The sequence below is a fragment of the Vibrio ostreicida genome (assembly GCF_013074385.2).
GTDB lineage: Bacteria > Pseudomonadota > Gammaproteobacteria > Enterobacterales > Vibrionaceae > Vibrio > Vibrio ostreicida.
In genome coordinates this window covers 687,965-711,013 of sequence record NZ_JABEYA020000001.1, presented here as the reverse complement: position 1 = coordinate 711,013, position 23,049 = coordinate 687,965, and the positions used below count along the sequence as shown (strand labels likewise).

The 23,049-nt window shown below is 48.6% G+C and carries 17 protein-coding genes; 11 read left to right on the top strand and 6 right to left on the bottom strand.

Going from position 1 to position 23,049, the window contains the following annotated elements; translation table 11 throughout:
* The first annotated feature begins 340 nt into the window (after positions 1-340).
* Both HLM86_RS02950 and HLM86_RS02945 read left to right on the top strand, forming a co-directional pair.
* Entirely contained in the window at positions 341-1,846 is a 1,506-nt protein-coding gene (locus HLM86_RS02950; protein WP_076584811.1) for an HD domain-containing phosphohydrolase, read from the top strand.
* 198 nt (positions 1,847-2,044) lie between these two features.
* A complete protein-coding gene (locus HLM86_RS02945) occupies positions 2,045-3,235 on the top strand; it encodes an amino acid aminotransferase (protein WP_076584813.1) in 1,191 nt (396 codons plus the stop codon).
* Positions 3,236-3,372: 137 nt separating this feature from the next.
* Here HLM86_RS02945 and HLM86_RS02940 read toward each other — a convergent pair whose 3' ends face one another.
* A complete protein-coding gene (locus HLM86_RS02940; RefSeq protein ID WP_076584815.1) occupies positions 3,373-3,759 on the bottom strand; it encodes a transporter in 387 nt (128 codons plus the stop codon).
* 212 nt (positions 3,760-3,971) lie between these two features.
* Entirely contained in the window at positions 3,972-6,320 is a 2,349-nt protein-coding gene (locus tag HLM86_RS02935; protein ID WP_170882231.1) for a helicase-related protein, read from the bottom strand.
* Positions 6,321-6,465: 145 nt separating this feature from the next.
* On the opposite strand from HLM86_RS02935, the gene HLM86_RS02930 reads away from it, so the two are divergent.
* The 4 genes from HLM86_RS02930 (at position 6,466) to HLM86_RS02915 (ending at position 10,230) form a co-directional block, all read left to right on the top strand.
* Positions 6,466-8,154: an NAD-dependent malic enzyme gene (locus HLM86_RS02930; RefSeq protein WP_076584820.1), complete on the top strand. Its 1,689-nt coding sequence runs from the start codon at positions 6,466-6,468 to the stop codon at positions 8,152-8,154.
* A gap of 40 nt (positions 8,155-8,194) precedes the next feature.
* The gene (locus HLM86_RS02925; protein ID WP_076585946.1) at positions 8,195-8,524 is read left to right on the top strand and encodes a DUF3392 domain-containing protein; all 330 of its coding nucleotides are present in this window, start codon (positions 8,195-8,197) and stop codon (positions 8,522-8,524) included.
* Positions 8,525-8,583: 59 nt separating this feature from the next.
* Positions 8,584-9,255, top strand: a complete 672-nt coding sequence (locus tag HLM86_RS02920; protein ID WP_076585948.1) for a SanA/YdcF family protein — start codon at positions 8,584-8,586, stop codon at positions 9,253-9,255.
* 150 nt (positions 9,256-9,405) lie between these two features.
* Positions 9,406-10,230, top strand: a complete 825-nt coding sequence (locus HLM86_RS02915) for a DUF2797 domain-containing protein (RefSeq protein WP_076584822.1) — start codon at positions 9,406-9,408, stop codon at positions 10,228-10,230.
* Between the two features lie 80 nt (positions 10,231-10,310).
* On the opposite strand, the gene HLM86_RS02910 is transcribed toward HLM86_RS02915, so the two are convergent.
* On the bottom strand, positions 10,311-13,055 hold the full coding sequence (locus tag HLM86_RS02910; RefSeq protein WP_170882006.1) for a M16 family metallopeptidase: 2,745 nt from the start codon (positions 13,053-13,055) through the stop codon (positions 10,311-10,313).
* A gap of 278 nt (positions 13,056-13,333) precedes the next feature.
* Here HLM86_RS02910 and HLM86_RS02905 point away from each other — a divergent pair, with 278 nt between their 5' ends.
* Complete coding sequence (locus HLM86_RS02905; protein ID WP_076584826.1) at positions 13,334-14,077, top strand: SGNH/GDSL hydrolase family protein; 744 nt, start codon at positions 13,334-13,336, stop codon at positions 14,075-14,077.
* A 66-nt stretch (positions 14,078-14,143) separates the two neighbouring features.
* Positions 14,144-15,163, top strand: a complete 1,020-nt coding sequence (locus HLM86_RS02900) for a hypothetical protein (protein ID WP_076584828.1) — start codon at positions 14,144-14,146, stop codon at positions 15,161-15,163.
* 61 nt (positions 15,164-15,224) lie between these two features.
* Here the strand turns inward: HLM86_RS02900 and HLM86_RS02895 are convergent, their stop codons facing one another.
* The 3 genes from HLM86_RS02895 to HLM86_RS02885 form a co-directional block, all read right to left on the bottom strand.
* On the bottom strand, positions 15,225-16,058 hold the full coding sequence (locus HLM86_RS02895; RefSeq protein WP_170882007.1) for a TauD/TfdA dioxygenase family protein: 834 nt from the start codon (positions 16,056-16,058) through the stop codon (positions 15,225-15,227).
* A 148-nt stretch (positions 16,059-16,206) separates the two neighbouring features.
* Positions 16,207-17,445, bottom strand: a complete 1,239-nt coding sequence (locus tag HLM86_RS02890) for a cysteine desulfurase-like protein (protein WP_076584832.1) — start codon at positions 17,443-17,445, stop codon at positions 16,207-16,209.
* Positions 17,429-18,088, bottom strand: coding sequence for a 2OG-Fe dioxygenase family protein (locus tag HLM86_RS02885; RefSeq protein WP_076584834.1), 660 nt, complete (start codon positions 18,086-18,088; stop codon positions 17,429-17,431). Before HLM86_RS02885 ends, HLM86_RS02890 begins: the two co-directional genes overlap by 17 nt.
* A gap of 376 nt (positions 18,089-18,464) precedes the next feature.
* On the opposite strand from HLM86_RS02885, the gene trxB reads away from it, so the two are divergent.
* From trxB to cydC, 3 genes are all read left to right on the top strand, one after another.
* Entirely contained in the window at positions 18,465-19,427 is a 963-nt protein-coding gene (trxB, locus tag HLM86_RS02880) for a thioredoxin-disulfide reductase (RefSeq protein WP_076584836.1), read from the top strand.
* Positions 19,428-19,539: 112 nt separating this feature from the next.
* Positions 19,540-21,327 (top strand): heme ABC transporter permease/ATP-binding protein CydD, encoded by a 1,788-nt coding sequence (gene cydD, locus HLM86_RS02875; RefSeq protein ID WP_076584838.1) that lies wholly within the window; start codon positions 19,540-19,542, stop codon positions 21,325-21,327.
* Positions 21,320-23,041: a heme ABC transporter ATP-binding protein/permease CydC gene (cydC, locus tag HLM86_RS02870; RefSeq protein ID WP_170882008.1), complete on the top strand. Its 1,722-nt coding sequence runs from the start codon at positions 21,320-21,322 to the stop codon at positions 23,039-23,041. The genes cydD and cydC overlap by 8 nt, the downstream gene beginning before the upstream one ends.
* Positions 23,042-23,049: the final 8 nt, after the last annotated feature.

Genomic DNA, 23,049 nt, shown 5'->3' with positions numbered 1-23,049 from the left:
CACCATACCACAGATTGGACTTCAACTTGCCTAAGCGAATGAAAACCATTCATTTATTATCCTTTGAGGTGGGTATCCTCGCCTTTCACGACCTCGCACAAGCATTTCGATGAAGCGCTCGACGCCCTTGGTCTATTATCACGTGCCAGCCCGTTCTGTGTTCAGCTTAGGCACATTTTGTTTGATAACCATCCACTTAAGCAATGCCGGCACTACGTAAGTCGTGAAAATGTATCTAAACTCGAAATTAAACGCTAGTATCGCGGGTCATTTATCAGTAACAGATACAGGACACCACTCTGTGTCGACTGCACTTGGCGATAATAACAAGGGCTAGATTATGGTTAACTCACACTATAACGCGTCGCTGACGCTCAAACTCTACACGATGGCCGCGGTACTCTTCGGCGCTTACGGCGGTCGGGTGTGTCCTTTTCTTGAAACGCTGACGACTCAAGCGATTGTTTTTCATGTCAGCGTGACCTTCGCAGTACTCTTTATCTTTCGTCATTATCTTTTGCGTCATCATTCCTTGGTCGCGGAACAGAAACTGGCCCGTTTGGACACCACTTTATTTTTTATGGCCAGTTTGCCGCTCGCGTTTTTCTACAACCTTCAATACGAGTTTCCGATAGACAGTAATTTGAAAATTCTGTTCGGCCTGACCTTGTTTGGTTTCTTTACTGGGCTCATTCTTCAACTGTCTTCTAAGCTCGCAAGTTTTGGCCAACTGAGCACCACGCAGCAAAACCGTTTTGAACTCAGTGGTGAACGCCAATCTATGGTCAAACAGATGATCTCGATGATTGCCCTGCTGTTGATTTCTTTAACGGCCATGTTGTCTATGGTCGCCGTCAAAGATATTTACTGGTTAGAGCATCACCCCGAACAGTTGCTCGACGGCAGTGGAACACTGAGCGTGATCAAGGAATTTATTTACATTGCCGTGGTGTTGGGCGGCTATGTCTGCGCTATTTTGATGCTGTGGACCAAGCTGATGCGCAAAGTATTGCTGTCTCAAGAGCAGTCTCTGCTCTCCGTCACTCAAGGCAATACCTCTCATCGTCTGTCTATTTTTGAACATGATGAATTGGGGTCCATGGCCAATTTGACCAATCAGATGCTCGATCATCTTGAATTGAGCCAAAATGAAGTCAAAACCACCCGAGACGTGGCGATTGTTAGCCTATCCGCGCTCGCCGAATCGCGCGACAACGAAACCGGCGCGCATATTCTGCGTACTCAGGAATACGTGCGTGCACTGGCGACTTACCTAAGCCAGTTTGAGCAACATCAGCCCTTATTAAGCCCTCAATATATTGAGTTACTCTATAAATCGGCCCCGCTCCACGATGTCGGTAAAGTCGGTATTCCCGATCATATTTTGCTCAAGCCAGGAAAGTTAACCGAGCCTGAGTTTGAGATCATGAAAACCCATCCGCACATCGGCGCCAAAGCGTTATCAACCGCCGAAGCACAACTGGGCAGCAATTCCTTTTTGCAATTGGCGAAAGAAATTGCCCTCACCCATCATGAAAAATGGGACGGCAGTGGCTACCCTAAGGGACTCAGTGGCGAGGATATTCCATTATCTGGCCGTTTAATGGCTCTGGCGGATGTCTACGATGCGTTGATCTCAGAACGGGTCTACAAAAAAGCGTTTAGTCACGACAAAGCCAAGTCGATTATTTTGCAAGGTCGCGGTACCCACTTTGACCCAGCACTGATTGATGCGTTCTTGGCCATTGAGCAGGAATTTGTCGACATTGCCGATAGATACCGCAATATGGAAGCCCACGAAAATGCGTTGGCGATGGAGGAATTAGCGGTCAATGCTCACCCCTGATCTCTGCACAGCGCGCAGGTCTGTGCTGAACGGACGAAAAGCGAGCAGGCTTAAGCTGTTGAGTCGCGCCTGCTCGGCGCAAATAAAATAAACGAATTTCGTCGTTTTCTTCCCAAATGATGTTGTTTCCTCGCCGCGAGACAGGTATAAATAACTGAATTATTTCTATCTTCCCCTCGAATCACATGGATGACAATTATGTTTGAAAAAGTCGTTGCTGCGCCTGCTGATCCTATTCTCGGCCTGACCGAAGAATTTAAAAACGATACCCGCGACAACAAAATTAACCTTGGCGTTGGCATCTACAAAAATGAACAGGGCGAAACGCCGGTTCTCGCCACCGTGAAAAAAGCAGAAGCCAATCTGGTCAAAAATGAAAAAACCAAGTCCTATCTAACGATTGAAGGCACCGCCGATTATGCACTCGCGGTGCAAAAGTTGTTGTTTGGTCACGACGCTGACATTGTGGCTAACCAGCAGGCAAAAACCGCTCAGGCGCCCGGTGGCACTGGCGCGTTGCGTGTGGCAGGTGAGTTTATCAAGCGTCAATTAGGTGATGTCAAAGTCTGGATCAGTAATCCGACATGGGCCAACCACAACAGCGTCTTTGCCGCTGCGGGTTTGGAAATCGCCCAATACAATTACTATAACGCTGAAACCAAAGACAAGGACTTTGCGGCCATGCTCGCGTCACTTGAGCAGGCCAATGAAGGGGATGTGGTTTTGCTGCATGGCTGCTGCCACAATCCGACGGGAATTGATCCAACGCAAGACGAATGGCACGCCCTTGGTCAACGCGTCGCAGAGAAAAAACTGCTGCCCTTGTTTGATTTCGCTTATCAGGGTTTTGCCAAGGGCGTAGAAGAAGACGCCGAAGGCCTGCGCATCTTTACTCAGTACTGTGACGAAATTCTGATCGCCAGTTCATTCTCAAAGAATTTTGGCCTCTACAATGAGCGCGTCGGCGCGTTTACCCTAGTCGCACAGTCTAAAGACGTGGCGACGACCGCCTTCTCTCAGGTGAAAGCCATTATCCGTTCTATTTATTCCAACCCACCAGCTCACGGCAGTGCGATTGTGACTCACATTCTTAACGATGACGCGCTGCGCGCCGAGTGGGAAGAAGAAGTCAAACAGATGCGAGATCGTATCCACTCAATGCGTGAGCTGTTTGTTGCCACTTTGAAAGAGCAAGGGGTCGACGCCGATTTCAGCTTTATCGAGCGCCAAAATGGCATGTTCTCATTTTCAGGGTTATCGAAAGAACAAGTTGCTCGCCTCAAGGATGAGTTTGGTCTTTATATTGTTGGCTCTGGCCGCATCAGTGTTGCAGGAATGACGCGCGCCAATATGTTGCCTTTATGTCAGGCCATCGCCGCGGTCATGTAATCACGACAACCGCACTAAGAAAGCCAACGCCAGCACAGTTTACCTGTGCTGGCGTTTTTATATGGCGCGATCCAGACGCGAATATCACGCGCGCGGGCTAACCTTTCACCGGAGCAACAGCCAAACAGCATGGCTCGCTACATAGTAGACAGGCGGATTTGCAATTGATCGTGTGGCCCGCATTGAATGTCAGAGCGCGCATCGCTTTGCAAGGTGGTGATCTGCTCTGGGTCCAATGGATAGGGCATCACTAACGTGAGTTCATCAATGCCTTCATTTCGAGCCAGTTGCATTAAAATAAGCAGGTTAGACTCATCACTGTGGTGTGCCGACAACTCGTGCATTGCCCTCGCCCATAACCGCTCCTCGATCGCCAAACACGGCGCTTGAGGATAGTGCCATGTGAGATTAATCTTGGGTATCAAGGTGCTAAAGGCTTCAAGAAACGTCCATTTTTTGGTACACGAGGCGCCAAGAAAGGAGGTGTAATCAAATACAACGCTTTTGTTCTCTGGATGTTCCATATCGGTCCCTGTTGGTTGACAACACAGTGTTCCCAATATCGACCATCCATTCCGATATAGCAATAGGATATAAAAGAATGGTCTTCTATACCCTTTTTACAAATCAAAACGCTATATTAAACGCAGCCAAATAACAAAAGTGGTACAAGTTGGCGACATAAGTTACCCGTTGCTGGCGCTTTTCGGCCACAAGTGGATCATTCCCAGCTTCGTTAGCGAATGTCGACAATTCGGCTGGCTTTTTTATACTGGATTCGCCAGCCACTCCACTTGGGCAGCTCCCAACGTTTGGGTTCGCCTTTACGCAACCCAGATTGATAGACAAGATGAATGCGTTTCTTTTGGACTAGGTACTCGACTGTCAGCGTCAGATCGCCAATGTATAATTCAAAGGGAAAACGGTCGGCAAAGTCTTGGTATTCCCAATCTGGGACCCCTTCAAAGGGAAAGTCATCGGCACTGAATAACGCCAGTTCATCGACCTGAGTCAACTCAAGCATAGTCAGTTGCTGGCAAAACCAGTCGTCAAAGGTGGTGGTCGTAGCGGGCGTTGCAGTGCCCGCAGGGCGGTTCAGTGCCTGATAGAGGTTCCAATGTTCAATCTGCTGATGGCGTTGCCGCGCGAAACCTGGCAACAACTCCCCTCGTTTTACGGCTTGCAACAGCGGTGTGATGGCCAATGTGCCCTGAGCCGGCTCTGTTCGTGTGGCCACCACTCGTCCAGCATAGATCAAGTTAAGTTCGATGTGTGGCTGATCTTCTATGGTCTTGACCTTACCCTCGACCCATTCTCCGAGATTCAAACGAGTAAAGATGTCCCAATGGATGGGCAATGTGACCGTGGCGAGATTCAAGGTCTGTTTGACCCCTCGGCCTGGCAGACTGTGGGTGTCTAGAACCAGTGCCGCGTCGCTGCGTTCGGGCAAGCGTGAGGCCCGCCCCGGCATGACTTCCATCTCCCCGTTAGCCAACGCTTCTCGACGGGTTTCACGCCGGACAAACAAAAGCTCTGGGTGTAGCCGAGCAATCGCTTCAACCCACTGTTGACGTGAATAGCGCGACGCCACACTTAACTGAGGCAGGGCGAACGCGGCACGCATTTGGTCCGATAAGGCACGCGCTTCTTTCAGGACCGACGGATCTAGGGTCACGCCAGCGAAATGCTCTCCACGCAACAAACGCACCGCAAGCTCAGCGTCGCAGCCCCACGGCTCTTGTTGGGCGAGCTGCTCTAAGGCGTCCTCATCGTTGGACAGTCGGTATAAACTTGCCGGGGTCGCTAACACTGAGGTGAGATCGACCATCGCCTCTTGCAATTTTCGCTCTGGCATGCGGGTCACTAAATCGGCGTATAAGGCATCGATGGGCAGTGGGTAGAGCCGTTGTCCGTGCTCGGTGGCAAGTCCGTTTGCATCGACCGCCCCCATGGTTCGGAGCATAGAACTTGCCTGATGCATGGATTTTTCTGGAAGAGGGTCAAGAAATTCAAGCGTATCAAGCGCCACCCCACAGCAGGCAGAAGCCAGCATGGCTTCGGTCAGCGTTTCACGATGCAACTCCGGTGGCGTCACCTGCACCAAAGCCGCATGTTCACCGTAGAGACGCACGCACACTCCGTCCATCACTCGCCCTGCTCGTCCACTGCGCTGGCGTGCACTGGCCTTGGAGATGTGTTTCAAACTCAGCGTGGTCTTGCCATTGCGCTGTTCGGTTCGGCGCTCCAATCCCGAATCAATCACTGCGACGATATTGTCGATCGTGAGGGAGGTTTCTGCGACATTGGTCGCCAACACGATTTTTTTGTGTGGCTGACGCCTCAGCGCCACTTCTCTTTGCTGATCGCTGATTGAAGCATGCAGAGGCACGACCAAGACACCAGCGAGATCCGCGAGCGCATTCTGACATTGGCTGATTTCTTTTCTTCCGGGGAGAAAAACCAAAATATCACCCTCCAAGTCCAGCAGGTGACGTACTTCTTCTCTTATTCTACGTTCTAGGTTACGTGCATCGGGCAACTGGCGTGAATCCGAAGCACGGTGAGCGATCACCACCTCGAAATGACGCCCTTTGGCCTGTAACCGCTGCCCGTCAAGGTAACGGGCCAGTTTTTCACCTTCAATGGTCGCAGAGGTTAATACCCATTGATGCTGACGGTGCCGTTTCAGTAAGGCCACCAGTAAATCGGTGTCCCAACGGCGTTCATGAAACTCATCGACAATAATGGTTTTAAAATCGGATAGACGATTTTGCGAAAACCAGCGCAACGCCACACCCGGCGTCACAAAGACGATCTCGGTGTCCTGATCACAGCAGTTCTCCAGCTTGATCGCATACCCCACAGATTGCCCCAATCGTTCGTTTTTCTGCCGTGCCAAAAACTGCGCTAGCGAGGTACAAGCGATGCGCCTTGGCTCGATGACCAGCACTCTGCCTTGCTCAGCCGCCCACAGTGGCAAGCGGGTCGATTTGCCCGACCCCGTTTCGGCTTCTACTATCAAAGGGTAAAGACAAAGACGGCTCAGAAAGTCAGATTTGAGAGGATCTATCGGTAAACTGGACATGGTTTGCGTCGGTCGCGTATTGTAAAGTCGCAAATTATAACCTTATTTCGCTCCTGATAGGAGGAATATTCGGTTTACAATATGGTCACTAATCCCTATCATTTTCTGGTTCCTGTTCCTAAAGACCCTACAACATAGGCAAGTGATGAATAACGATAAACGCCCTTTATATATTCCTTATGCTGGTCCAGCATTGTTAAGTACGCCTTTGCTCAACAAAGGCAGTGCTTTTTCGGCTGCAGAAAGAGCCTCTTTTAACCTTGAAGGTTTGCTTCCGGAAACCACCGAGACCATTCAGGAACAAACCGAACGTGCCTATCAGCAATATTGTAATTTCGAAAGTGATATGGATAAGCATATCTACTTGCGAAATATTCAAGATACCAATGAAACGCTGTTTTACCGTCTGGTCCAGAATCATGTCTCAGAGATGATGCCCATCATCTATACCCCAACGGTTGGGGCCGCGTGTGAAAATTTCTCCAATATCTATCGTCGCGGCCGTGGCTTGTTTGTCTCTTACGCCAATCGTGATCGCATCGATGATTTGCTTAATAACGCCTCTAACCACAATGTGAAAGTGATTGTCGTCACCGATGGTGAGCGGATTCTTGGCCTTGGCGACCAAGGGATCGGCGGGATGGGTATCCCGATTGGTAAGCTCGCCCTTTATACCGCTTGTGGTGGGATAAGCCCAGCCTACACGTTGCCGATCGTACTTGATGTCGGCACCAATAACCCGCAACGACTGGCAGACCCTATGTATATGGGTTGGCGTCATCCACGTATCACGGGGGCCGAATACGACGCCTTTGTTGAAGAGTTTATGCAGGCGGTTCAACGCCGCTGGCCAGAAGCCCTGATCCAGTTTGAAGACTTTGCACAAAAAAATGCGATGCCGTTACTTGAGCGCTACAAAGATCGTGTGTGTTGCTTTAACGACGACATTCAAGGCACGGCAGCCGTCACCGTCGGCTCACTGTTAGCCGCATGTAAGGCGGCCGGCACACAATTGTCTGAGCAACGCATTACTTTCCTTGGTGCCGGTTCCGCAGGCTGTGGTATCGCAGAAGCCATCATTGCGCAAATGGTGTCTGAAGGCGTATCCGATGCACAAGCTCGCGCTCAGGTTTATATGGTTGATCGCTGGGGCTTACTCCAAGAAGGTATGCCGAATCTACTCGATTTCCAACAAAAGCTGGTGCAAAAGCACACCAACACGAAAACATGGCAAGCCGATAACAACGCCTATTCACTGCTCGATGTCATGCGTAATGGCAAACCAACCATATTGATTGGTGTATCTGGTGCGCCTGGTCTGTTCAGTGAAGAAGTCATTAAAGAAATGCACAAGCACTGCGCGCGTCCGATTGTGTTCCCACTGTCGAACCCAACCAGCCGCGTTGAGGCCACCCCACACGACATTATGCGCTGGACAAAAGGCGAAGCCTTGGTCGCGACTGGCAGCCCATTTGAACCCGTGGTTTATGAAGGCAAAACGTTCCCGATAGCCCAGTGTAATAACAGCTACATTTTCCCCGGGATTGGTTTGGGCGTTTTGGCGGTTCATGCCAAGCGCGTCACGGACGAAATGCTGATGGAATCGAGCCGCGCGTTGGCCACTTGTTCACCGCTGGCGATCAATGGTCAAGGGGCACTGCTTCCGCCTCTAGAAGCCATTCACTCGGTATCTAAAAAGATTGCCTTCGCGGTTGCGAAGAAAGCCATTGAGCAAGGTGTCGCTCTTGAAATCACTGACGAAGCCATTGAAGAAGCGATTGAAAGTAGCTTTTGGCAACCGGTTTACCGTCGTTACAAGCGTACCTCATTTTAATAAGTAATTAATGCAGCCCCTGTTATGGGGGCTTTGGTTTATGATGATATTTGAATTTTTATCCCCTGCGGGGAAGTATTTACTCCCTTACATCGGCGAGATTTCTCTCGCGCTGGTGGCCTGTGTCTTAGTGATGGCTGGCGGTGAGATCAACGCTTTTTTACGTTCACTGTTGAGAAACCAACATTTTGTACTTAGAACGTTCGTGTTTATCCTCATTAATGCGTTTGGTTACAGCCTCATCATTATTAACGCCACCCCTTACCTTTCTCGGACACTAAGAAGTGTTGACGCTGGCATGATGTTCTCTATTGTTTTTGTTAGTTTTATTTTGATTGGTTTATGGGCGCAACGGAATCGACAAATTTAGTGCGTAGACTCTTTCATCGACCCGACCCTGCTGATTTTTATTTGGCCTTTGTGCTGAAGATGTGTCGCTGGGGGGGTATTTTGTTCATTATGGGGGTGATCAGTCTGATTGTGATTGATCGTTGGGTTTCTTATCAAACCCAAGATCAACTCTACACCCAAGCTGATGAAGTCACTAATTTCGATGTCGCTGTGGTCTTGGGCACCAGTAAGTATCTTGGTAAGATCCTCAACGATTACTACATCAACCGCATTAGCGCTGCCATCAATTTGTATCAAAACCACAAGGTGGATAGTTTTCTCCTCAGCGGTGACAACGCCCATCGTTCGTACAATGAACCTTGGACTATGAAGCGCGATTTACTGCGTGCCGACGTCCCTGAGAATCATATTTATCTCGATTATGCTGGCTTTCGTACCTTGGACTCGATCATCAGAGCTAAAGAGATATTCGATACGGATAACTTTCTGATCATTACCCAAAAGTTTCACTGTGAACGAGCGTTATTCATTGCTAATTTCCACAACATTGATGCCAAATGTTTTGCGGTGCCAGGACCCAGCTCTCATTCCGGTTATCAAATCAGGTTCCGTGAGGTCTTTGCCCGAGCGAAGGCTTTTCTCGACCTCTACATTATGCGAGCGAGGCCCAAATTCCTTGGCCCGAAAGAGCCGATCCTTACTCACACTTCAGCCGAACCTGACAACAACCCGCTGGCTGACGAGCAATAAACGCCTCGCCGAAGACAGCTTAAGTGCGCATTAACTCTGTTCAATGCGCCTGTCATTTTTCTCTCTTTGCCAAACTCTGCTAGACTAGGCTTCTAATATTACAAGTCTGCCAATGTTGAAATGAGCAGACCATTATAAAAGAGCATTGTCATGTCTTTAATCGCAACCGGTACTCTGCGCAAAATGCAGGCGACCTTAGAAGGTGACGTTCACTATCACCTCCCCGTCGGCGACCAGCTCGTTGACTTAAAACCCTTTATCGGCCAGCCGATCACGCTCACTCATACTGGCAATATTTTTTGCAGCGCATGTGGCAAGAAAACCAAAAAAAGCTACTCTCAAGGCCACTGCTTTGTGTGCATGAAGAAACTCGCCAGTTGTGATATGTGCATTATGAAGCCCGAAACCTGTCACTACGACCAAGGCACCTGTCGAGAGCCCGAGTGGGGAGAAGCCAACTGTATGGTTGATCACTTTGTTTATTTGTCGAACACGTCAAGCCTCAAGGTGGGCATTACGCGCCATAGCCAAATCCCAACCCGTTGGATTGATCAAGGGGCCACTCAAGGGCTGCCAATCTTTAAAGTCAAAACCCGATATATTTCCGGACTGATTGAAATTGAGCTCGCCAAACACATTGCCGACAAAACCAATTGGCGAACCTTACTCAAACAAGATGGTGATCCAATCGCACTTGAAGAGAGATTCGCTGAGTTATTGCCTTTGGTTGAATCGAAAGTGGCTGAAATAAAGCAACAATTTGGTGACGATGCCATCGAAGTCTTGTCTACAGCACCCACGCAGATCGGTTACCCCGTCTTGCAGCATCCAACTAAGATTACCTCACATAATTTCGATAAGAACCCTGAGGTGAGCGGCACCTTACAAGGGATCAAAGGTCAGTATATGATTTTTGATACTGGGGTGATTAATATCCGTAAGTTTACATCCTATGAAGTGGAAGTCAGCGCCTGATTTGTGGATTCCGCTGGCCAATAAAAAAAGCCCCGTGAAACACACTGTCACGGGGCTTTTTTACGCGATCTGATTGAGGGTCAGTCGAGCGGGCTCAGAATGTACTTAAAGGGTTGCGCTTGTGCGCCAAAGGCTTCACGTGCTCGCTGCCTCACTTGATCGATCGTTATACTGTCGACCGTTTTCTGTAAGGTGTCAAAACTGTTTTCGCCAAACCGATTGACTCTAAACAGCGCCTTATACCATGCCTTGTCCACTGAATTGTTGGTGTCTTCTTTGAGCGTACCATCAAGTTGTTTCTTGGCGGTTTCCACATCCTGTTGCGTCAGCGTGTCACTCAATTGACTGACGATCTCATCGACCGCTTGTTCAACCTCAGCGAGGGAGGTCGACTCAGACTGAACCTTCATCGTCCAAACTGTTTGAGGTTGGTTGTAGTCGATCCAGTAATAGGCCTCTGGTGAATAATCCAAACTTAATTGCTCACGGATCACTTTATCCAGATGTTGTTGCACTATGATTTCGAGTACATCATCGATCAGGGCTAACTGGATATCTTGTGCTCGCACATCATTACTGATGAGCTTCAGCATGTAATGAGCATCGTTTTGATCGCCGATCGCGAGGTTAATTTTTTTGTCCGGGCGGCTTGAAAAGGCTTGCCGATATGACGGCAGCGATGCCGTTGTAAGAGGTAACGTTGTGACATAGGTTTCAAGTCCATCACGGAACTGGTCCACATCCACGTCCGCCACAATGACCAACTTGCTATTGCGCGATTGATGAAACAATTGCTGGTACGCTTGCTGGAGCTGTTCAACCGTGATCCCATCCATATCATGGGCATAGACAGGATAGTAACGGCTATCTCGGGCATACGTATTAGTGAGCACTGCATCGTCCCATTGACCTAGGGGCTGCTTAAGGTGAGTGATTAGATGGTAGGCCTGCTCTTTTTTCAGCACATCGAGCTGCTGTTGATCAACGTTGGCGTGAAGGATAGCATTATTGATTAACCGTAATGCGTCCACCAACTTTTCTTTGGGTAACGTGATTTCAACACCATGCTCGCTTCCGTTGATGTACATTTGCATATCAATATTTTGAGTGCGCAGGTAAGCTTTGAGATCACTGCCATTAAACTCAGCGATACCACTGCGAATAATGGTTGAGATCAATAACTGTGAAGCAGGAATCAATGACCTGTCTAGCGCAGCATTGCCGCCTGCCGACATGTAAACAACCGTCGCGAAATCATTGTTGCTGTCTGAATCAAACACAATATCGATACCATTATCCAGTGCCCAAGTTTGCTCGTCATCATTAAGCTGAACAGGCGCTGGTAACGGCTTACTTTGTTGTGGTTCAACAAAACTGCCCATATGCAAAGGAGCACTATCTTCGTTGATGCCTAGCATTGAATACATACTTTTCCACTCTGGTAGTGTCTGTTCGAGTGACGCAATGGATTCGCTTGAAGCGACACCAGTCGACACATCGTACTTAGAAGATAGCATACCTTTTAAGTGTTGATTGACGCGCGTTAAATTGGTTTGCCGCAGCAGCTGATCCAAACTGCGTGTGTAGCTGCGCAAAGATTGGGTCGGTTCCCCTAGCGCAATTTCATCGGTTTTTTCTTCGGCAAACTCTTGTGCGGTGCGCCAATGCCAATCTTCTTCCGCGTATTTACGCATTTTTCGGTAGGAAGCGCGTACGCTGTCCAGCTCGGCTTGAGTGACACCATGGTCACGCACTGCTGCCAACGTCTGCAAAAACAAGGTTTGTACTTGAGTTCTATTTTGGGGGGCAAAGGAAATCAACGATTCATAGACACGTTGATCCTGTGAGTAGTACAGTTCCGAGACCAGTTCTTGTAATGGCAATGCTTGCCGTTCAAAAACTGCATCTAAACGAAGTTCAATCAGTTGTGCGGCGATGTCATCCATCCAATATCTGACCTGTTGATCTCGCGTCCCTTGGTGCTTGTCCCCTCTAGGAAACGACAGGTTGAAGGTAGCAGATCCATGGCCGTCGAGTTGCGTGATGAAGTCACCTGGGTTTCTTTCTACCGAGACTCGTTGCGGTTTAGGCGCCTCAGTGGTGGGTTGCCAGTCACCAAACATTTGTTCAATTTTAGCCTCCATGTCTTTTCGATTGACGTCTCCCACTAAGATTAGTTCACTGTATTGTGGCTGATACCATGACCGATAAAATGCACGCAGCGAGTCAGAGGTCGCATTGTTTAATGTCTCTGGCACCCCAATTGGGCTTTTGTCTTCATAGACGCTCTCCCTTATGCGGAAGTCATACTCCTGACTATAAAAGGAGGGGTGTTTAGGGGTAGCTCGGCGATATTCTGCCAGTACGACTCCTCTCTCACGCTCAACTTCAGCAGGGTCAAAACTCACTCGGTTGGCGACATCACGCAGCCATAGAAGACCTTTGTCCAGTTCATCTTGGTTCGGCAAGGTAAGTCGATACATGGTTTCCTGAAAACTGGTGTAAGCATTGACGTCGTAGCCCGATGCACCGGTTTTTTCCATCAATTCAATCACTTCATTTGGAGTGAAATTTTCACTGCCATTAAACGCCATATGCTCGACAAAATGCGCGTAGCCACGCTGAGATGGCGTTTCTTGCAAGGAGCCAGCGTGGACAAATAGGCGCAGGGATAACGCTTCTGTTTCCAAAGGGTATATGTGATATTTTAAGCCGTTGTCCAGCACCCCGGTCGACCAATTGTTATTCGGCTTAAAGGCAACAGGATTACTTTGCTGTGCACAACCACTCAACAATAATAAAACGAATAAAAGACTCTTGTTCATAACGATATTTGTTTATTTTTATATTGATGGGAACTATACCTACATAAATTTTAAATTTGTAATTATATTTTCAATAAATACCCGATCTGAGTATTCTTTTTTCCCTCATTAACGCTTGACAAAGTCTTCCTAAATTCGCCTTTTCTTAATCACAGGTAAAGTGACATTTATATCACCTATTTCTTTTTATTTCAGTGCTTTGAAATAACTCAATATAGCAACTAAATTTACCAAGGCGCTCTTAAAGACGCCGTCATCCACCTATAGTGAGAAGAACAATGCTATTAAATAAAACAAAAGAACATCGTAGCGCTCTGGGTCGTGTTAAAGGACTCGCGTTAACGGCAGTATTAGGTGCAATGATGGGTTGTGCAGGCAACCCTTATGTGACTGAGGCGGATAGAAATGATGTGATCACTTTGGGTGATTCTATCTTTGATTTATCCGGGGAATTACAGCAATTTCTTGAAGGGCCCGATATGGCTAATACGACCTTTCGCGATTACACGCTCAGTGGTGCAAAAATGACCGGCGGTATTGTTGCTAGACCCGTGATTGAACAATACCAAGACGCCAGACAAGATGACCCCAATATTAAAATCGTCGTCATGAATGGGGGTGGCAATGATATTCTTTTGCCAGCCATGCTGTTTGACCCTAACCAATGCAAGACCACTTGGTACCGCCCAGAACTGAGCGATAAGTGTAAAAGTTTGGTCGACGATGTTTATGTCGAGACCGTCAACTTGCTTGATCAAATGAACACTCATGGTACCAACCATGTCGTTTATCTTGGCTATTACTATACAACGGGCAGCAAGGTGAACATGCATCAGGCCATCGATTTTGGTGATCAGCGTTTGGCACAAGCCTGCACCAATACGTCCGTTTCATGTGAGTTTCTCGACACCCGAGCGCTGATTCAGCCGGAGGATGTCCTCTCAGACAACATTCACCCCACAACATCGGGTTCCTACAAACTGGCGCAGTTAATATGGCCAGCTCTCAACGCGGTACTGTAACGGAAGTCATTTAACCCGTCGGCGTCGAGGCCCTGTGGTTCTCGACGCCGACAAATGGAGGACAGAATGAAAATTTGGATTTCGGGCTTTGCCTTATGTGCCGTTGCTGCCGCAGGTTGGTGGCTGTTTCCTCAATCAGAAAGCCGTGCAATGCTGAGCGAGCTCACCCCAGCCTCAGCCAAGAACCCTCCCCCCCTTACGACCCCAGTGGAGGCGAATTCTCAGGCTGACACGGCACTCATAAACAGCATGATAGATAGAATAAAACAAGAGCTGGGTGACAGGATAAGCCAAGTGAGTGTTCAGGTCGAATTGCGTGATTTTCGTGACTATCTGGTGCAACGATACCCCGCCAAGGGCAATACGATTTTCACTGATGTGATTGAGGCCGCCTTTCCTCAATACGCAGAAACGATCATCACACTGGTCACTTTAATGGACCGCTACGAGGCTTGGCTAATGTCGGATGTCAGCACATTAGTTAAGATGAGCTTTGACGAGAAGCAAGCCGCACTGTGGGCCAAACGCCGCGAATTATTCGGAGCAAATGCTGACCTTATTTGGTCAGACGAACTTGAGGAACGCGAACAACGCATCGCCGATACACAGCAATCCATTGAACTTCTCAATAATGCCTATGATATGGATATTAACCAACGCCTATTCACTTTAAAGGCCACCATAGAAAACAACTTCGCTGAACAAGCAGGCGGGCGCATCCTTAGCCCTGCGATGATGGCAAACACTTTCTTTAGCCTCGACTCGGTCCAAACAGATCTGGCGAGCATGTCGCCCTTCGAGCGTGCCCAACAGCTCACCAGTATCCGGCGTGATTTGGGTTATAACGAAGCTCAACTGGAAAAAGCCGCGCTGAGAGATCAAGAAAATGAATTTCGCTGGCAAATCGGTTATCAGTACATGGGTGAAAGAGAGGCGCTCAAAAATACCCTGTCAGGGAAAGAGTTAGAAACAGCGCTCAATCAATTGAGAAACGAATATTTTGACGGACGGGCGTCGACGCTTGCCAAAGAGGAACAGCAAGGCTTTTATCGTTTTAATCGGCCGCGAGTGTTTGGCCGTAATTAAGGTATGGTGATGCATTGCCGTTTCAACAATGAAACGGCGATCCGCTCTGGCTATGAATTCGTTATAGTGAATTGAGCGGCGTTCCTCTAACAGTGACTCGGTGCAACCTGCGTGGCTCATCGCCATAATCTGTCACCGCAAAATGTTGGGTACATAGATTATCCCAAATCGCCACCGATCCCGGTTGCCAAGTAAAGCGCACCTGATATTCTTCGCGCCTCGCGCGGCCAAATACGTCGTTTAAAACGGCTTGGCTGCGCTGAGATGAGACCTCATTGATGTACCGGGTAAACTGCTCATTAACAAACACCGAGGGCTGGCCGCTGTCTGGATGACGAACAACCAGCGGATGCACCACCGGTGGGTAGTGCTGAGAGATTTGAGCCACCTGACTGCCACCCTGAGCATCTATTGAGTCATAGCGACTGCCTTCAAATGCATGTAAACCATGGGTGGCGGTTAAATTGGCCAACTCACTTTGTTGCTCTCTGCTTAGGCCATCCCAGACTGCAGACATCGACGTCCAAATCGTATCCCCCCCTTTAGGCGGGCAGTATTGTGCCTGCAAAATAGAACATCGACAGGGGACCTGTTGCCAAGTTAAGTCGGTATGCCAGTAGCTTGTACTCGGGGGATGGCCCGGTGAGGTTTCAATGACGACAACTTGGTTATGGTCGTCGAGGTGCGGAAAAAAGGGATGAACCGGTTCCAACTCTCCAAAGCGCTGCGCAAGGGCAATGTGCTGCTGTGGGGTCAGGTTCTGATGATGAAAAAACAGGACTTTATGTTTGATGTAAGCCTGATAAAGCACGTCAAACTGAGATGAAGTCAGTGTGGCGAGATCAATGCCTTCCACTAACGCGCCAATATGCGCGGACAATACGGTGATGTTCACTTGTGCTCCTGATGATTTCACTATTCAATCCAGACCGTGACACTCTAGACTTTATTTCATCCAATCAACAGGCCGTTTGTGTAACACGGCACAACGGTGTCTGTCCTTTCGCCTCAGAGATGGCGGCGAGACGCCGCCAACCCTTTGCTCAGCTAGGATGAATAATGGATTCCAGCTCATCCATTAATCGGTCCACCTCTTCCAAGGTGTTATAATGCATAAATCCAATGCGCAAGACACCACCCTGAGATTCCAGCCCCAGTTGCCGCACCAGACCAAGCGCATAAAAATGGCCACTGCCAACACAGATGTTTTTCTGTCCTAACTGTTGAGTGATCTCTGTCAGTCGATGATTGTCGAACGTGAGAGCAAAGGTAGGGGTTCGCACTTGGCTATCTGCTTGCCACCGCCCAACAAGCTGAACGCCTTGCAATCGTGAAAGACGCATCAAAAATCGCTCACTGAGCGCCGTCTCATGCTGATTAAACTGGGCATATGAATCGATCAGTTGGCGACGTAAGGTGCCTTGTTCTATCCCCCACTGAGACAGATACTTTACTGCGGCTATGACGCCGGCCAAGCTTTCAAAACTTTGCGTGCCTGTTTCAAACCGGCCCGGCCCTATGTCGGTCGCTGGTTCGACTTTGTACGGCGTCAATGTCTTCAACCATTGTGGGGCGACGTACGCCATGCCCACATGCGGTCCAAAGAACTTATAAGCCGAGCAAGCAAGAAAGTCACACCCCAACGCTTGAACATCAACCAAATTGTGTGGTGCATAATGCACCGCATCGACATACACCTTCGCCCCAACCTGATGCGCCGCTGCAATGACCCGCTTGATATCGGTAATCGACCCAGTCGTGTTGGACGCTAACCCCACCGCAACCAATTTGGTTTTACGGTTAATCAACGACACTAGGTGTTCGATATCCAGTGAGCCGTCTTTCTCATCCACACGAGCCTGACGCAAACTCGCGCCTTTATCTTCCGCAGCTTGCTGCCAGCTGGAAACGTTCGCGTAATGATCAAGGGCTGTGACGACAATTTCGTCCTCAGGCTGCCACTCTCGGCTGATAGCTCGGCTCAATTGAAACGTCAGCGATGTCATGTTTGCGCCAAATACCATGTTATCGCTTGATTCTGCATTAACAAAGGCCTGAGCCGACTCTCTTGCACGAGTGACGATTTCGCCGGTGTGCTGACTGGAAAAATAGTGGCCGCCGAGGTTGGCGTTAAAAAAACCTAGGTACGAGGTCATCGCTTCCAAGACAATATCCGGTACTTGAGAGCCACCCGGTCCATCACAGAACATCACAGGCCTATTATTGTAGGTTTGTTGCAGCGCACGGAACTGCATCCTTACTAGGTTAGGAGTGAAGTGCATGACAAGCTTCCCTCGCGGTTAAGACGAAGACATCCATATACCCTTCCTGTCCTTCAATCACAGAGCGGATCGGGGTTGCGTTATGCCATAACTTGTTGTCGGCCAACAAAGCCACTTCGCCATTTTGCAACGCTTTACGGAAGAAGGGGGCTTCGTTAAAACTGCTGTAAAGCATCACATCCCCACCTTCAATGTTATGTCGGCCCATGCCGATAAGTGCAATATGATCAAACCCATCTTGGTGAACGCCTTCAGGCGCAACCTGAGTCTCATCATAGATTGCCGATATTCTCATTTGGTGTATCTCAATTTCTTGTCCCTCTTTGAGCCTGTTCGAGTCGGCAAACAACTGACAGATCTCCCGCATGCCATCGCTGTTGAGTGTGGCACTTTCAATCGGTTCAAACTCACGTAACACATTACCCTGAAATGGGTTTATTTCATCGGTTTGCATGAAATCCGTTTTCTGCAAATCAATCACTTGGCCACTTTTGAACGCAATCACAGAGTAACGTCGCAGACGGAATTTCCCATCGGCATGCTGTGTATTGGGCAGTTTCGTGAACGAAGGCGCCAGTTGCGCGATCGCTGCATCACTCAGTTTAGTTAACTGCAAAGTGGTTTCGCGGTTATGTAACATCATCATCTCCTTAATGAAGGTACGCAGTTTTATTAACAATTTCCTCACAATTATTATTTGAGCATTTATGTTGCAAAATCAACAAAATACAGCCATTGAATCTAACATTTCTGATATTTTGAAACTATAATCCTAACATTTACACGAAATAAGACATATAAACCAATTTAACCGGACAACAACAAAGAAATTCAGATGACTTATCTATTAACAGCCAATAACCGTATTTTTAAAAAGGCGTTAGGTGTACTTAAGCGAACGATTGCGTTCTAAACTATAACGATTAATTACATTTTCTCACCTTGCTAACACTTTCAATGACCCCATATATTCCATACAATCCAAATATATTGGCAAACGCCCACTGAATGGAGCACTCATGAGTCACGTAAAACACAGTAAGCTACTTATTCTTGGTTCTGGCCCTGCTGGCTACACGGCGGCGGTTTATGCGGCTCGTGCCAATCTGAACCCTGTTCTCATCACGGGTATTCAACAAGGCGGACAGTTGACCACCACCACAGAGGTTGAGAACTGGCCAGGAGACCCAGAAGGCTTAACAGGCCCTGCTCTCATGGATCGGATGAAAGAACACGCCGAACGTTTTGAAACGGAGATTGTCTTCGATCATATTAATGAAGTCGATTTCAACCAGCGACCATTTCGTCTTAAAGGGGATAACGGCGACTATACCTGCGATGCTTTAATCATTTCGACCGGCGCTTCAGCCAAGTATTTAGGGCTGGAATCGGAAGAGGCATTCAAAGGCCGCGGTGTCTCCGCTTGTGCGACCTGCGATGGTTTCTTCTACCGCAATCAGAAAGTTGCCGTGGTCGGCGGGGGCAATACCGCCGTCGAGGAAGCGCTGTATTTATCGAATATTGCGTCCGAAGTCCATCTAATCCACCGCCGTGATAGTTTCCGCTCCGAGAAAATTTTGATCGATCGTTTGATGGATAAGGTCGACAGTGGCAATGTTGTCCTGCATACCGATCGTACTCTTGAGGAAGTGTTAGGCGACGATATGGGCGTGACAGGTGTTCGGATTAAAGATACTCAATCTGATTTGGTAGAAGATCTTGATGTCATGGGTACTTTTATTGCCATCGGCCACCAGCCCAACACCAGCATGTTCGAGGGCCAGCTTGAAATGAAGGATGGCTATATCAAGGTTCTGTCTGGTCTTGATGGCAACGCCACACAAACCAGTATTCCCGGTGTTTTTGCCGCTGGAGATGTCATGGATCACAATTATCGTCAGGCCATCACTTCAGCAGGCTCTGGCTGTATGGCAGCGTTGGATGCTGAGCGTTATCTCGATGCGCTTGCAGACCATCAATAATATTTTTCATTTTTGGTGCAAATCCTTAAAACCTCGTGGTATTCCCACGGGGTTTTCTTTTGTATAATCGCCAGCTTCAATTCGTCATAATAAGTATTATTAAGCCTTCACGATGGATAAAAACAAACAACGCAGCTTGAACCACTGGCTCAAACTGCAGAGTAAGCAGGCAAAACGCTGGCTGATGATGGCGGTAGGCCTTGGCGTACTCTCCAGCCTCTTTTTGCTAACCCAAGCCGCGTTACTTGCGACCCTGCTTCACCAATTGATCATTGAACAAGTCGATAAACACCAACTTGTCCCGTACTTTCTGGCCTTGATCTCCGTTGTGGCTTGCCGCGCTTTATGCAGTTGGGGACGTGAAATCGCAGGTTATCGCTGCGGTGAGCAGATCCGTGTCTTCATCCGACAACTGATTATGGATAAATTGTCCGAACTTGGCCCTGCCTATATTAAAGGAAAACCCGCAGGAGCGTGGGCAACCCTCTTGCTTGAGCAAGTTGAAGATATGCACGATTTCTTTGCCCGTTACCTTCCACAAATGTCCCTGTCGGTACTGGTGCCTTTTGTTATTTTAATTGTGGTGTTTCCTGTCAACTGGGCAGCGGGTTTGATTTTTTTGATCACCGCTCCCTTAGTCCCCTTGTTTATGGCTCTGGTCGGTATGAAAGCGGCCGAAGCGAACCGAAAAAACTTCAAGGCCCTGCAACGCCTATCCGGCCACTTTTACGATCGCCTACAGTCAATGACAACCATTCGTCTATTTGATCGCACCCAAGCAGAAACCGAGCTGATGCGCGGGGCCTCTGAGGTCTTTCGTACTCGCACAATGGATGTCCTCAAAGTCGCGTTTTTGTCCTCCGCAGTTTTGGAATTTTTCACCTCTATTTCTATCGCCGTAACAGCTGTCTACTTCGGTTTCGCCTTTATTGGCGAGCTGAATTTTGGTGACTATGGCGCTGGCGTCACCTTGATGGCCGGCTTATTTATTTTGGTTCTCGCCCCTGAGTTTTATCAACCACTGCGTGATTTGGGCACCTTTTATCATGCCAAACAACAAGCGGTCGGTGCGGCGGAAAGCATTGTTGAATTTCTCGAAACGGAGGTCAGCAGCGTTGTATCGGGAGAACGTCAAATTGACGCTAACACCGATATCACCATCGTAGCCACTGAGCTAACGGTCTTTTCCCCAGAGGGCACTCAGCTACTCGGCCCTGTTAGCTTTTCACTGTCTGCCACTCATACCACCGCCCTCGTTGGACCTAGCGGTGCAGGGAAAACCAGCTTGGTTAATGCCATACTTGGCTTTCTACCCTATCAAGGCTCCCTAACCATCAATGGTATCGAACGCTGTGAATTGAATCTGGCCAACTGGCGAGAAAAGATAAGCTGGGTAGGACAAAATCCGTTGCTGGTGCACGGCTCTATTCTCAATAACATTACCTTGGGCAAAGAGTCTGTGCCACAAGCCGTGGTGGACGCCGCTCTGCGTGAGTCTTTCAGTGATGAGTTTGTCGACAAACAGGGTTTGGACTATCTCGTCTCAGATCGTTCCGGTGGGTTATCCGTCGGTCAAGCGCAGCGGCTAGCCCTTGCTCGTGCTATGGTTCAAAACGGTCAATTTTGGCTTCTTGATGAACCAACCGCCAGCCTAGATATGCGCAGCGAAAAACTGGTCATGCAAGGCCTCAATGCCCAAATTGATGGCAAAACAGCACTGATGGTCACTCACCAACTCACCCCCTTGCAAGAAGTCGATAATATTCTCGTCATGCAAGACGGCAAGCTCGTACAGTCAGGGCATTTCAATCAGTTATCCTCTCAAGTCGGTTTGTTTAAAGACATGCTTGAAGCAAACGATGATCTTAACCAACACAATAAGGCGGACTTGGATGCGTGATTTACTTCCCTATCTAAAGCTGTATAAAAAACACTGGTTTGGCTTGTCTCTGGGTATGTTACTCGCGCTTTTAACGGTGTTTGCATCCATCGGCCTCCTTACCTTGTCGGGCTGGTTTATTTCTGCAGCGGCAGTCGCAGGACTGAGCGTTGCACGTGAAACCTTTAACTACATGTTGCCCGGTGCGTTTGTGCGAGGTTTTGCAATGGGCCGTACCGCAGGACGTTGGGGAGAACGGGTCGTAAGCCACAACGCCACTTTTAAACTGTTGACGGATTTACGTGTGTTTTTCTTTGCCAAGCTGGCCCCTTTGATCCCCGGACGAGTCTCTAATTTACGGGATGCAGACCTGCTCAACCGTCTGGTCGCCGATATTGATGCTATGGACCACGTCTATTTACGCCTTATCAGCCCGATGGTGGTCGGCACCCTTGGCGTTGTCGGGCTAGGTGCATTGGTATCTTGGTTTGATCTTAAGCTTGGCTTAACTCTGGGCGGTATTTTGCTGCTTCTCCTCTTGGTTTGGCCGATCCTGTTTTACCAGCTTGGCAAAAACAATGGCGCTCACCTTACTCACAACAAAGCTGCGTTGAGAATCGCCACACTTGATTGGCTGCAAGGCTACAGTGAACTCACCCTGTTTGGTGCTGAGGCACGCTATCGCAATACCATTATTGACCTACAAGATAAACTATTACGTAATCAATGGGTTAATACTAACTTTTCAGGCCTCGCTCAGGCACTATTAATGCTCGCCAACGGTTGGACGATTGTGCTTATGTTGTGGCTTGCCGCCGATGGCGTCGACGGTCAACTGCCCGATCCACTGATTGCCTTAGTCGTATTTGCTACCATGGCAAGTGTTGAGCTACTTATGCCGATTGCGGGGGCTTTCCAACACCTTGGCCAAACACTTTCTTCAGCAAGACGTCTCAATGACGTCATTTTGTCTGAACCCGATGTACAATTCGCCGCCCAACCAGCCAAGCATCTTGGTCAATACACGATTGACTATCAAGATGTCTCGTTTCATTACCCCGATAGCGACGCCCTCGCACTCAATCAGCTTACTTTGCACATTCCCGCCAAACATCGTATCGCAATCGTCGGTCAGACGGGCTCTGGCAAGTCAACCCTAGTCCAGTTACTCAACCGCTATTGGGATCCGCAGAAAGGTGAGATCCTCATTGCAGGCCAGCCGATCAAGCACTGGAACGAAAGCCAACTCCGCGCTGCCATCAGTGTCGTCAGCCAACGCGTTGATATCCTCAATGGCTCGTTGCGAGACAACCTTGTCATGGCCTCACCAGACGCTGGTGATGAGAGGTTGAGTGAGGCTTTGATGAAAGTCGGACTCGATACTTTGTTGAAAGGCCAAGGCTTGGACTTTTGGCTAGGCGATGGCGGTCGTCAACTTTCTGGTGGCGAGAAACGCCGTATTGGTATTGCCAGAGCGCTACTGCATAGTGGCCCCATACTCTTACTTGATGAGCCCACAGAAGGTTTGGACAAACAAACTGAGCAGCAAATAATGCAACTGTTCGAACAACAATTTTCCGACAAAACCGTTGTCTTTATCACTCACCGCTTGGTCAATCTCGATAAGATGGATACGGTTTGCCTTATTGAACAAGGGCGCATTGTTGAGCAGGGATCGCATCGCGAACTCATTGCGCAACAAGGCCGATATTTCGAGCTCAATCAGACACTTTAAACTCAAGG

Excerpts from the sequence above, each read along its gene's own strand:
- cydD (WP_076584838.1), top strand. The coding sequence starts at position 19,540 with ATGGATAAAAACAAACAACGCAGCTTGAACCACTGGCTCAAACTGCAG.
- HLM86_RS02905 (WP_076584826.1), top strand. The coding sequence starts at position 13,334 with ATGCTATTAAATAAAACAAAAGAACATCGTAGCGCTCTGGGTCGTGTT.
- HLM86_RS02945 (WP_076584813.1), top strand. The coding sequence starts at position 2,045 with ATGTTTGAAAAAGTCGTTGCTGCGCCTGCTGATCCTATTCTCGGCCTG.
- HLM86_RS02925 (WP_076585946.1), top strand. The coding sequence starts at position 8,195 with ATGATGATATTTGAATTTTTATCCCCTGCGGGGAAGTATTTACTCCCT.
- HLM86_RS02885 (WP_076584834.1), bottom strand. The coding sequence starts at position 18,088 with ATGATGTTACATAACCGCGAAACCACTTTGCAGTTAACTAAACTGAGT.
- HLM86_RS02940 (WP_076584815.1), bottom strand. The coding sequence starts at position 3,759 with ATGGAACATCCAGAGAACAAAAGCGTTGTATTTGATTACACCTCCTTT.
- HLM86_RS02900 (WP_076584828.1), top strand. The coding sequence starts at position 14,144 with ATGAAAATTTGGATTTCGGGCTTTGCCTTATGTGCCGTTGCTGCCGCA.
- HLM86_RS02890 (WP_076584832.1), bottom strand. The coding sequence starts at position 17,445 with ATGCACTTCACTCCTAACCTAGTAAGGATGCAGTTCCGTGCGCTGCAA.
- HLM86_RS02935 (WP_170882231.1), bottom strand. The coding sequence starts at position 6,320 with ATGTCCAGTTTACCGATAGATCCTCTCAAATCTGACTTTCTGAGCCGT.
- HLM86_RS02930 (WP_076584820.1), top strand. The coding sequence starts at position 6,466 with ATGAATAACGATAAACGCCCTTTATATATTCCTTATGCTGGTCCAGCA.
- HLM86_RS02910 (WP_170882006.1), bottom strand. The coding sequence starts at position 13,055 with ATGAACAAGAGTCTTTTATTCGTTTTATTATTGTTGAGTGGTTGTGCA.
- HLM86_RS02920 (WP_076585948.1), top strand. The coding sequence starts at position 8,584 with ATGTGTCGCTGGGGGGGTATTTTGTTCATTATGGGGGTGATCAGTCTG.
- cydC (WP_170882008.1), top strand. The coding sequence starts at position 21,320 with ATGCGTGATTTACTTCCCTATCTAAAGCTGTATAAAAAACACTGGTTT.
- HLM86_RS02950 (WP_076584811.1), top strand. The coding sequence starts at position 341 with ATGGTTAACTCACACTATAACGCGTCGCTGACGCTCAAACTCTACACG.
- HLM86_RS02915 (WP_076584822.1), top strand. The coding sequence starts at position 9,406 with ATGTCTTTAATCGCAACCGGTACTCTGCGCAAAATGCAGGCGACCTTA.
- trxB (WP_076584836.1), top strand. The coding sequence starts at position 18,465 with ATGAGTCACGTAAAACACAGTAAGCTACTTATTCTTGGTTCTGGCCCT.